An 11,263-nucleotide genomic window follows, 5' to 3' on the forward strand; every position below is an offset into this window, starting at 1 on the left:
GGATCCCCTGGATAGAGACACGATCAACCTGTCCGCCTTTATGGGGGGTGGGGAATACGCGTACAGCTCCAAGACCCTGAAAGGTGGAAGAATCTCGGTTATCATGGGTGGGTACGATCTGGACCTGCGGGGCTGTGTCATGCAGGGGGATTCCGCAGTCCTGGACCTTTTCGTGCTTATGGGCGGAATGGATATCCGCGTTCCCGCTGAATGGGAAGTGAGCATGCAAGGGACGCCCCTGCTCGGCGGCATGGAGTACAAGGGTCCGAAAACAGCTCCGGAAAAGCGCAGCGGTACGCTGATTATCCGCGGAACAGCCATTATGGGCGGGGTCGACATTAAAGCGTAGACCTCTTTACCCTCGCTTCCGCCTTGAATCGTTTCTTGGGATATCTTGTACGGAATCGGGGTTTGGTGGGCTAACCGGCTACCCGATTGCGGCCGGCTCGTTTGCCTTTGTACAATTGATCGTCCGCGCGCGTGATTGCGGCCTGCAGATCTTCTTGCGGTTGGTATTGCGCCACACCTATCGTGATGGTGACCGATACCTTGTTGCCGTTGACCGGCAGGGCCTTGGTCTCCACCGCCCTGCGCAATTGTTCCGCCGCCTGCATTGCGCCTTCGCGGGGCGTGTCAGCCAGGGCAACCAGGAATTCTTCGCCTCCCCAGCGGGCCAACAGGTCCTGGCCGCGAATCCGTTCCCGCAGGGCCCGGGCCACGGCCTGCAGCATTTTGTCCCCCTGCTCGTGTCCCCAGGTGTCGTTAATGGATTTAAAGTGATCCATGTCGATCATCAGCATGGAGAGGGCCGAACCTTCTCGGTCCGCACGCGCTTTCAGAATCTGCAGCTTTTCCATCATGTCACGGCGGTTGGATAATTTTGTGAGGGCATCATGGCGCGAGAGCTCGTCCAGGCGCCGGTTGAGGACTTCCAGGTTGCGGTTGGCCCGGCGCTTGGCACGGTAGCCGAAAAAAGCCAGAACAGCCAGGAGAAATAGAAAGAAAGCCAGTCCGATCATGGAAAGGATCAGGATGCGCTGTCGGCCCAGTTGCAGGCTGCGGATCTCTTTGTCCTGGCGCAGGATACGGATCTCCGACTCCTGCTCCATCAGGCGGTGCCGGTCCCGGATCTCCGTGAGTTTGCGTTCCAACTCGCGGCGGAACTTCCGGTCATTCAACTCAGTGAGTTCCTTTTGCCGTTTTAACGCCTCCGCATGGCGGCCCTGACGCTCCAGCAAATCGATAACCTGTTCCAGCGACTTGGGCTCGAGTTCTCCCAGTTGGTTGCGACGGACGGATTCGAGGGATTGTTCGGCCAGTTCGAGGGCCTCCCGCCTGCGGCCCATCTCGGAGTAGATGTAGGCGATGTTCAAGTTGGCCATGTTGATGGCTCGTGGATTGTCAAGGGCGGTCTCACGTTGGACGATGCTGCGGTAAATCTTTAGGGCCCGGCTGTACTCTTTGCCCAGAATAAGTGCGTAACCGATGTCGTGCAGGCACACGGATACCAGGTAGTCGTCTTTAATCTTACGAGCCCGCTCCAGTGCCTCCTGCTTGATCTTCATGGCCGCGTCCGGTTTTTTCTCCATGACCAGCAGGTTGCCCAATTCGTTCATGGACAGGATTTCGTAACGCAAATCGCCCAGGCGCCGGGCCTCTTCACGGGCGTTTTGAAAATGCGACCGCGCCGCTGTGATGTCATCCTGGTTGCGATAGGCGTATCCAAGCAGGTAACGGGCCTGTAGCGCGATTTGATCCAATTTATGGCCTTTGGCCCATTCCAGGGCTGCGGTGGCCTGATCCGCCGCGTTTACCGGTTCCCCCAGGTAGATCATGACCCGGGTTATTTCCAGCAGGATCCGGGCGCGTATCTCAGGCGGGGCGTTTTCCGGAAGCTGGCGCAGGGCCAGGGTGAGAGCCGCCTCGCCTTCGGAAGGTCGGGACTGACGGCTCAACGTTTTCCCCAAACCCAGCGCAGTGCGACTGATCAGTAGCGGGTCGGATTCAGCATCCGCGGTGAGTTCGCCCAAAAGGCTTTTCAGTACGGCTTCGGCCTCAGCGTTCCGGTCCAGGTGAAGGAGTGCTTGGCCCCGCAGGAAACGGGTGCGCTGTAGCAACTTGACCTCGCCTTTCAAGTCCGCTTCCAGGCGGGAAAGGGCCTCAAGTACCGCTTTTGGGTCCTTTTCCAGGCGTTCTTCAAGTTGGTGCAGTGTCTTTTCGGGGTTATCCTGGGAAGGCAGGCAGGCAGGGACCATCAGCGTGATTATCGCCGCGGAGGCGAACATGACTTTCCGCAACGCATGTCTTGACATTTGGTCTCCAATAGCGGTTGATGCTGCCCATTGTACCAGAAATGTACCGGGAATCCCAAAAGCCCGATTTGAAATTTCGGCATGTTGCTTTTATTAATAAACCCTAACTGTGGCTTCCGACCGGATGTTGCAAAGGAGGGGCAATGCCTTACAAAGAGTTGAGCGATCTGCGCGACAGCGTGCGCAATGCCCTGCCCCGACACGCCCTGGAGATCTACCTGGCGGCCTTCAATAACGCCTGGGAGAACTATAAGGATCCGGAGGATCGCCGGGAGCAGGCCTCCCGCGAGGAAACCGCCCACCGCGTGGCCTGGTCCGCGGTGAAACAGGCATACGAAAAACGCTGGAACGAGTGGGTGCGCCGCGGCAAAGAGTAACGTCTCTTAAATGGGACGTGCGGGCAACAGCTTTTCCGCCACTGCTTACAGGGGTTTGTCGGGATCCATGCGCGAGGCGATCAGGTTGGCGATCGCCTTGAGCTGGTCCACGGAAAGAAAGGTCTTCGCGGTTTCGGCATCGGTCATGGAGATGACCATGGCGAAGTGGGGGCCTTTGAGGAAAGCGATCTGGTAGGGCATTTGCGGAATGGCCAGTTTGGCCTGGTCCGCCACACCCTCGATGGGTGTCCAGTACTTCTCCCGCCGGGTTTCGCGGGCGAACTGTTTTTCCGGGCCGAAGCGCACGATGAGTATCTCGCGACCCCGGGAATCCAGGAAATGCAGGGAATAGTTATGGTTGGTGGTAATACCGGAAAGTTCGGTGATTTTTTCCACGTCTTGAGGGGTCAGGTAATGGGCATAGTACTCTTTGTCCGCCCCGGTTGCCTGCATCAACAGGGGAATACACAACAACAGGACCAGCATCGGGTAAATGATCGCGCGTTGCATGAACTGAACTCCGTGAATATTGTGGTGGATTGTGTTTTTGCCGGATTGTTCCGGCTGATGAACTATACCATTTTCCACAAGTTCGGGCAACTGGGAAAGGGAGGGAATTTCATTGCATCCCGGTTTCGATTGGAGTTTGGGAGGCAATCCCGTTACGGGCTGACAAGTGGTTGCAGCTTTTGCAGCAATACGGGGGAAAAGGTGATGGCCGCGCCCCGGGTATCCAGGGGATACATGATGGTGTCGGCTCGGAAAATCGTTTCGTTGCTTCCTGAATTGCGCCCTGTATAGGCGAGGTAGATCGACCCCGGGGTCAGGCGTTCGGCCGTGGCCCGGACCACCACGGCGTCTCCCCGGCGGCAGGGTGAAAGGCATCGCAGGGTGAAGTTGACCGTTACCAGGTTCACACCAGCGCTTTCCATTTCCCCGATCGACACCCCGTTGTGGTCAAAGAACTTGTGCTTGGTGATGTTAACCCACTCCACGTAGCGGTTGAAGTTGATCAATCCGAAGGGATCGCACTCGCTGTCGTCAACGGCGAAGCGGGTTTCCGTGTAGCGTCCGGGCATCATCAGCCTCCCGGGGGAAATTCCCCTTTCCATTTTAGACTTGCGCTCCTCGAAAAAGCAATCATAAAATAAACAGGGGCGGATACTGTTTATCGAGATGCCGGCTCAGGGCGTGTATTCCACGGCACCAATGTCATGGGGCGGGATTCGCAGGTTGCGAAAGTAATCAGTCTTGACGGTGCTGAGGGGCAAGCCGGCATCGATGCAGGGGCTGGTATGGGACAAATTAAAACCGTTGGCGAGGCCGGGGTCGGCCATGAAAGACAGGATTTCGGCGGCCATGTGGCTGCGCCACCCGGCCAGGTTACCGGAAAATTCCATTCCCGGGCGGTTGTCCTCGAAACGTGCCGAACCACCCCAGTAACAGTTTGCATTCATGTCCACGGGCCCTTCCAGGCCATCTAGCCTGCCGAGCGAGTCGTGGTAAAAAGTGCGGATCTCCACCAGGGCGGCTGACAGTTCCGGGGATTGCCACACGATGTTGTTTTTAATAGCCGGGTTTATGGATGCCGGCCGGCCGTTGATGTCCGTGTCCCAGTCCTGTAGTGTAATGCCGAAGTAAATGGGGCTGTGTTGACCCGACTTGGCGGAATCGATAATGGTGTTGTTTAAGACACGGGCATTGCGCGCGGCGAATAGCCCGATGCCCGCGTAATGGGTGTTGCGTACCACGCAGTTCTTCACCGTGCCGTTGATGTTTTCGTAGTAGCGGGGATTGACCGTGGTGTCGAAGTATTCGGGGCTGGTGTCAAACCCCAGCAGGATGCCCCCCGCACCGCAGTTTTCAACCAGGCAGCGGTTAACCACGCATGCCGTGGCGCCCCCTTTCAGGTAAATCCCGTTGGTGGCGGTATCGTGGATCCGGCAATCAACAATAAGCGTGCGGTCTCCATTCACGTTGTCGATGCCTTCGGCGTTGCCGTCATCCCGGAATCCGGAATGAAAAATTTCACAGTTTCGGATCACAATGTCGTCGCAACCGGGCTTGATCTTGATGCAATCCCGGCCCGTGTGGTGGATGATACAGTTTTCCACCAGGATATCCGATGCTCCGCCGCGGTCCGCCTCTCCCCAGTCCCACCTGGTTTCAAAGGAAATCCCGTAGTAATATCCCCCGGCCACGGCCAGGCGCTGGAGGCGGCCTCCCGAGGAATCGACGTCGAACGCAACTACCACGTCATAATTGTCTCTATCCTCTACGGGGCAGATGATGCGCGCCCATTCGTCATGTTTGGAACGGATGGTGATGCGCGGTTGACGGATGCGCACGGCTTCATTGTATATGCCGCCGCGCAGGATCAGGGTATCTCCCGCAACGGCCACGTTGTCCAGCACGTGTTGAATGGTGCGGTACGGCGCTTCCCGGGTGCCGCTGCCGTTGTCGTCGCTGCCGGAAGGGGAGATAAAGATGCCCTCATCAATGTATTGCTCATCCGCGGGAGGAGCGGTTTCGGCGGGGATGCCGTAAGTTTCCCCCTGTTGGGGGTTGCTGTCGTCGCCGGGATCATTTCCGTTTTCCGGGTTTCCCGGTTGACAGGATGCGAATAGAAAGAGAAGCAGAAGTCCCAATGTCAAAGCCCGGCCACCTTTATGCATCGTTCTTTCCTCCCTGGTGGCCACATGGTACCCCAACGACAACGGCCAGGCAATTTTCTTCCCGGCGAACCAGTTCAGGGGCCATCGGTTTTTTGTCAACGGTGAGAGCCGAAGAGTCGGGTAAGCACGGCTCTGGCGCCGCGTCCCTTGCCCATGGTAAAGAGATGCAGGCCCGGGGCCCCGGCCTCGAGCAGTTCCCCGGCCAGTTCCGCTACGGAATCGGTTCCTCTTTTGAAAGCCTCTTTGGCAGTCCGTGCTTCGCAAATGCTTTGAACCAGGGCATCCGGCAGACTGACGAAAAAGGTTCGCGGGATGCGTTCCAGTTGTCTTGGTGTGGTAATGGGTTTGATGCCGGGGATGATGGGGACGGTGATGCCCGCTTCCCGGGCCCGGGCAACGTAATCTTTGTAGAGCCGCGCGGAAAAGAACATCTGGGTCACCACGTAATCCGCGCCCTGGTCAACTTTTTCTTTCAGGTGCCGGATGTCGGTTTCCCTGTTTGCGGCTTCGACATGTTTTTCCGGGTATCCCGCCACTCCGATTGAAAAGCTGGTGGGCACGGGATCATCCAGCGCGTCCACGTACACGCCTTGATTCATGTCGCGGATCTGGGCCACCAGGTCGGCGGCAAAGGCGTAGCCGTCCTTTTTAGGGCGGAAAAGGCTCTGCCCCGGAGGCGGATCACCCCGCAGGGCCAGGATGTTGCGGATTCCCAGGTAATGGAGGTCGATCAGCGCGTCTTCGGTTTCCCAGCGATCGAACCCGCCACAGATGAGGTGGGCCACCGGTTCCACGGCAAAGCGATTCTTGATGGCCGCGCAGATGCCCACGGTGCCGGGTTTTTTACGCCGCGGACGGCGGACGATACTGCCGTTTTTTTCTTCGTAGTCCTCGTAGGCCTGGTGATAGGTCACGTTGATGAACTCCGGGGACATGGGCATGAGGCTGTCGATGTTGTGAAACAACTCGTCAATGCTTTGCCCCCGGTCCGGCGGGGTGATTTCAAGTGACAGCAGGGGTCGATCCCCGTTTTGCAGCCTTTCCGTAACTCGTGTCATGGTTGATCTCCCTTGGCAATGCATGGCGGTGCGGGGGGTGCGGGAGGAAAAAAGCGCTTGTGGATGGCCTGGAGGCATCGGCCCGCCTGGTTCCCGGGAACAACCAGGCACACGGACGCGGCAGCGCCGCCGGGGGTGATGCCTTCCAGGGTGATACCGGCGGTGGCGAGGGCGTCCATCAGCTGGGCCAATCCACGCGCATGGTGCAAGGCCTGGCCCACCACGGCCACCAGCGTGCGGTCGTCTCGGGAGTTTAAAAGGCGGATTGTGGGATCGATGCTTGCAGCCAGGGCCCGACGCACGCTGCGGGCATCCGCGGAGGGCATGAGCAGGGTGATGCGGTCCCGGGCCGTGACCAGGGAGGTGATGCGCGCTGAAGGTACGCCGGGGATCTCTTCCAGACGTGCCAGTAAGCGATGCAATTTGCCCGGGGTCGCGGCCAATTGCAGCATGGTTGAGCCCGGATGGCATGTGATGCCGCATATCTTGTCTGTGTTGTCTTTTGTGGCTGACGAAATTTCCGTTCCCGCCAGTCCGGGCTTGCGGAAATTGCGGACGCGCACTCGCGTGCGGCTGTTTTCCAGCGGATCCAGGGTTAAGGGATGCAGGATATCGGCGCCGAAATGGGTGAGTTCTTTCACTTCTTCCCATGTCAGGCGTTCTATTGAACGGGCATCCCCGCCGTATGCCGGGTCCATGGTCATGATGCCGTCTACGCCCTTCCAGATCACCAGCTCCCGGGCATCCAGCGCGCAGGCCACCGCGCCGGCCGTGTAGTCAGACGCATTTCGCCCGAAAAGGGCCGTGGTCCCATCCGGAGCACGCCCGAAAAATCCGGTTATGACAGGCATTCTGCCCGATTTGATCAGGGGAGGCAGGTTGCGGCGCAACTTGCGACGGGTTCGGGTCAGATCGATACGGGCGTTGGTTCCCGGCCGATCCGCGGTGATACCGCAATGACGGGCGTCACAGGCTGTTGCCGGAACGTTTCGCGTCTCCAACGCCGCGCACATCAGGACGCAGGAAAGTTCTTCGCCGTAACTCAGAACCCGGGCCCGGATCGAGGGCGGAACTTCGCCGATGCAGCTGATCCCCCGCAAAAGTTGTTCCAGGCCTTTGAGCAACTGGTCAATGCGGTTAAAACCGTTTTGGGTTTGCCCTTGCCGGGATGTCAGCGCCTGCATGCAGTCGCGGTGGCGTTGACTCAGGTTTCGGAACAGGCCGAGCGGGAAGCGATTGCGCCTGGCTGTGCGGTCCAGGATTTGCACCAGGGTATCGGTCACCCCGCCCAGGGCCGACACCACCACCACGGTAGTTGGGCCTTTTGTCAACGCTGCGGCCCGCAACAGGTCCGCAGAGTTTCCCAGGCAACCGCCTCCGAATTTCATGACCCGCATGGTTCACCTCCCGCCGCCTGGAAAGGAATCAGGTTGATTTTTGCGGCCAATTCAGCGTTGAGAACCGAAGTGCCCGCGGCTCCCCGTTCCAGGTTGTGAACCAGTGCGGTGAATTGAATCCGCTTGTCGCGGACGCGCAGCCGTCCGATTGTAACGGCCATGCCGCTTCCCGTTCCCGGGCCTCCGGCTTCCAGGTCCAGAAGGGGCTGTGGCCGGTCCGGATCCGTCAAAACCACCAGCGGAGATGCGGGCGCACTGGGCAGTGCCAGAGCCTGCGGCCGGCCCTTGAACAGGGCCAGGGTCTGGTGCACCTGGTTCGGCTCCAACGCAAAGTCTGTTTCCACTGTTACGTGGAGCGTGTGCCCGTTGGCTACGGGTACGCGGCAACACGAAACGGACATGTCGATGTCGAGTGGTTTTACCCGGCCGTTTTCCAGGGTGCCCAGAATCCGGCGGGTTTCATTGGTGATCTTTTCTTCTTCGTCCGGGATATGGGGCAGGATGTTGCCCAGCATGGTGAGTGCCCGGGGACCGTTCAGGCCCGCGCCTGACAGGGCCTGACAGGTAACCAGGTGGACCCGCTTGAGACCGATGGGTACCAGTGGGGCCAGGACCATGACCAGGCCGGCGGCAACGCAATTGGCATTGGTGATAACGGCGCCGCCTTCGCGCCGCAATTGCTCCCGGGCCAATTCGATGTGATGCGGATTGACTTCAGGCACCAGGATGGGGACATCCGGATCCATGCGGTGGCTGGCGGCATTTGAAAAAACCAGCAAGCCCCGCTGCCGCAATCCGCTCTCCACCGGGCCGGCGATTTCCCGCGGCAGGGCGGAGAAAACGATTTGTGCGTTGTTGTCCAGTTCATCCAGGTTCCGTATCGGCATCTCGAGGATCCGTTGCGGCCATTCCGCATGGCGGTTCGGAAAGAGTTCACCATAACGGCGCCCCGCGGACCGGGCGGATGCAACCAGGCCCACAAGGCGGAACCAGGGGTGGACGGCCAGGCGCCGGACAAACGCCCGGCCCACCAGGCCCGTACAGCCCAGTATCACGGCGTTACGCGGAGGCATGGTGCACCTCTTGTATTTTCGGAGGCAGAAAAGTCCGGGTTTTTACCCAGGCCGGTGCGTCACCCCGGTAAGCGACTTTACCGTTCATTGCGACAATCATGGTTCGGATTCCACGCTGGGGTGTGTTTTTCAGGGCGGCGGCCAGGGATCGGGCTCCGCCGCGGCGCAGCCGGTTGCCCAGCGCGGTCGCGGTTGCATCCGCCAATATGGGGTCATCGGCCAGGACAACGGCCGCGTCTCCCAGGCCGTAGCTGAAGGAATGACCCACGGTTCCCGATGACGTGCAGCAGGCTGTGATCCTGTTGCGTGGTTCCAGGCGCAGGCCGAGCTCCCCGGGGCCATTGGGGCCGCAATAGATACCCACGGTGACGGCATATCCCAGATACATGGTGATATCTCCCCCGTTTTCGAATATCACGTGATTTGCTCCCGCCCGCACCAATTCGCGGACCACCTCCAGGCCGATGGCTCCGGCAACAGCGGACATGGGGCCGGTGCCCGCCCGCCGGGCGGCCGCGGCCATGTGGCGGGCGATCCGGGGCGATCCGGGGCGGCAGTCCACGGGTGCAAAAGAGTTAAAAAACTTTCGGTCCCGGGAAATGTAATCACACAACCGGGCGTGGGTTTCATGCAACGTCTCCATGGCCAGGTCCCGGTAACGGGGAAGGCAGGTCAAGCGCGCGCTGGTTTCACGGTATTGAATGGAGTGCGTGGTCATTGCGGGCCTCCCGTGACTGGCGAGAGGGCGCCGGCGGGACAGAAGTCCCGGCACTCCCCGCAGTTAATGCAACGGTCATCCATGGCCTGGATGCGGCCGTCCGGGTGCCGCGAAAAAACATCGGCGGGGCAGAGCAGTACGCATTGACCGCAGTGAACACACTTATCCGTGTCATGCAGGCCTTTGGACGATTGCGCGGGTTCCGTCGCGCAGGCATCCCGCAACGGCAGGCGTCGGGGCCTGCTTTCGAGGGGCAACGGCTCGGCAGGCAGCGACAAAAGGAATCGTCCCGCGCGGATCCAATCGGCGAGGTTTTCAGCCACGCGGCGGGACAACAGGGGGCTGGACAGGGGGGCGCAGGCAGTACTCCGACCGCTAAGGCAAAGGCTTCCAGAATGGAGATCCCGGTAAGTCACGGTGGCCACCCTGGGGTGGCCCGCTTGTGAAAAGTCCAGTACTTCAGTTTGCAGAGAGGCATTGTCCACCGCGGCGCACAGGGCCGCATCTTCGTCCAGAATGGGAATGGGTATTCCGACCCCCACATAGAGGCTGCAGCCGTAGCCCCTCAGTACGGCGGGCCGCAGGAACTCGGGAGTCATCCGGAACAGGTTTCCGATGACACCCACGGTGGCCATGCCTGAATCCGGATCATGCTGGGTTCCGGCTCCCGTGACCATGCCGATCGCGCCGGCCAGGAAGATGCGGGTCCCGGCGCCGATAAAACGGTAGGCCGGGTCATTGGCCAGCGGAGATAGTTCTCCCGCTCCGGCCCAGGTCACGTTCTTGCCGCCGGGAAGCAGGGTCCCCATGTAGGTGTGGAGCGTACGCGAACTGGTGTTTGTGGCCGCGGCGTAGCGCTGGTACGCGTTGCGGGGGTTGAGCAGGGTGGCGTGATTGAGGTCGCTCAAGCGCACTATCGTGTCGATATGGCGGCGCGGGTAGCAATCGGTACCCGTGGACTCCGCCTGCAACCGCAGGCTGTGTCCCCGTACCAGGTCCGTGATTACGTGGGCGCCGCCGTAATGGATTCCGCGATCAGGGCCGGTCTGGGTGGCTCCCAGATAGGCGTCCACCGCGGCCAGCCCGGCATGGGCTTCAACACCGTTGATCCACACGCGGGCCATGCGGATGGGGGGTTCGGCCTGGCCGAAGTTCATCATTACGCCGGATGAACACATGGGACCGAAGGTCCCGGTGGTGACGACATCCACGGCTTGAGCCGCGGCGGATACTCCCTCTTCCCGCACCAGGCGGGTCATTTCGTCCGCCCGCACCACCCGTGCTTCCCCCCGGGTAATGCGGCGGTTAATCTCATCGATGCTGCGTTTCATGATAATGTCCTCCCGTAAATGGATTGGCGGCAAAAAGCCGCGTGGGGTTTGAGATTGTTGGGAAGATCCCGGAAGCGTGCTCTATGCGGAGAGCGCCGCGTCCGGGCTGCGCATTATCATGTCGGTATCGTGCAGGACGATATGGCGCGGTGAGTCAGTCATAATGGAGCCAAGCTACCACATCCCCACGTTTCTGTCAAGAGAAATGTTTTAATTGTAATGTTTTCATGTTTTTAGAGAAAATTTTAAGCCCCCCCTTGATGTTGTTTTTGGATTCGGGAATATATTGAGTATTCATACCCAGGGAAAAGGAAACTATCCC

The 11,263-nt window shown here is 59.7% G+C and carries 11 protein-coding genes; 2 read left to right on the forward strand and 9 right to left on the reverse strand.

All coding sequences use genetic code 11. From position 1 onward, the window contains the following. Positions 1–349, forward strand: a 349-nt coding sequence (locus ENN40_10640; GenBank protein HDP95799.1) for a hypothetical protein, incomplete at its 5' end; no start/stop codon positions are given. A 70-nt stretch (positions 350–419) separates the two neighbouring features. Here ENN40_10640 and ENN40_10645 read toward each other — a convergent pair. After that, a complete protein-coding gene (locus ENN40_10645) occupies positions 420–2,312 on the reverse strand; it encodes a diguanylate cyclase (protein HDP95800.1) in 1,893 nt (630 codons plus the stop codon). A gap of 143 nt (positions 2,313–2,455) precedes the next feature. Here ENN40_10645 and ENN40_10650 point away from each other — a divergent pair, with 143 nt between their 5' ends. After that, on the forward strand, positions 2,456–2,689 hold the full coding sequence (locus ENN40_10650; protein ID HDP95801.1) for a cation transport regulator ChaB: 234 nt from the start codon (positions 2,456–2,458) through the stop codon (positions 2,687–2,689). A 45-nt stretch (positions 2,690–2,734) separates the two neighbouring features. On the opposite strand, the gene ENN40_10655 is transcribed toward ENN40_10650, so the two are convergent. The 8 genes from ENN40_10655 to ENN40_10690 all read right to left on the reverse strand — a co-directional run bounded on the left by ENN40_10655 (position 2,735) and on the right by ENN40_10690 (position 10,941). Next, positions 2,735–3,199: a hypothetical protein gene (locus ENN40_10655; GenBank protein ID HDP95802.1), complete on the reverse strand. Its 465-nt coding sequence runs from the start codon at positions 3,197–3,199 to the stop codon at positions 2,735–2,737. A gap of 152 nt (positions 3,200–3,351) precedes the next feature. Further along, a complete protein-coding gene (locus tag ENN40_10660) occupies positions 3,352–3,768 on the reverse strand; it encodes an acyl-CoA thioesterase (GenBank protein ID HDP95803.1) in 417 nt (138 codons plus the stop codon). Between the two features lie 105 nt (positions 3,769–3,873). Next, positions 3,874–5,364, reverse strand: coding sequence for a right-handed parallel beta-helix repeat-containing protein (locus ENN40_10665; GenBank protein ID HDP95804.1), 1,491 nt, complete (start codon positions 5,362–5,364; stop codon positions 3,874–3,876). Between the two features lie 95 nt (positions 5,365–5,459). Further along, a complete protein-coding gene (locus ENN40_10670) occupies positions 5,460–6,422 on the reverse strand; it encodes a methylenetetrahydrofolate reductase [NAD(P)H] (protein HDP95805.1) in 963 nt (320 codons plus the stop codon). Continuing rightward, entirely contained in the window at positions 6,419–7,819 is a 1,401-nt protein-coding gene (locus ENN40_10675) for an aspartate kinase (protein ID HDP95806.1), read from the reverse strand. Before ENN40_10675 ends, ENN40_10670 begins: the two co-directional genes overlap by 4 nt. Next, positions 7,807–8,892, reverse strand: coding sequence for an aspartate-semialdehyde dehydrogenase (asd, locus tag ENN40_10680; GenBank protein HDP95807.1), 1,086 nt, complete (start codon positions 8,890–8,892; stop codon positions 7,807–7,809). The genes ENN40_10675 and asd overlap by 13 nt, the downstream gene beginning before the upstream one ends. Further along, positions 8,879–9,610, reverse strand: coding sequence for a UPF0280 family protein (locus ENN40_10685; GenBank protein HDP95808.1), 732 nt, complete (start codon positions 9,608–9,610; stop codon positions 8,879–8,881). The genes asd and ENN40_10685 overlap by 14 nt, the downstream gene beginning before the upstream one ends. After that, positions 9,607–10,941, reverse strand: coding sequence for a 4Fe-4S dicluster domain-containing protein (locus tag ENN40_10690; protein HDP95809.1), 1,335 nt, complete (start codon positions 10,939–10,941; stop codon positions 9,607–9,609). Before ENN40_10690 ends, ENN40_10685 begins: the two co-directional genes overlap by 4 nt. Between the last annotated feature and the right edge of the window lie 322 nt (positions 10,942–11,263).

Source organism: Candidatus Aminicenantes bacterium (assembly GCA_011049425.1).
Taxonomy (GTDB): Bacteria; Acidobacteriota; Aminicenantia; order UBA2199; family UBA2199; genus UBA876.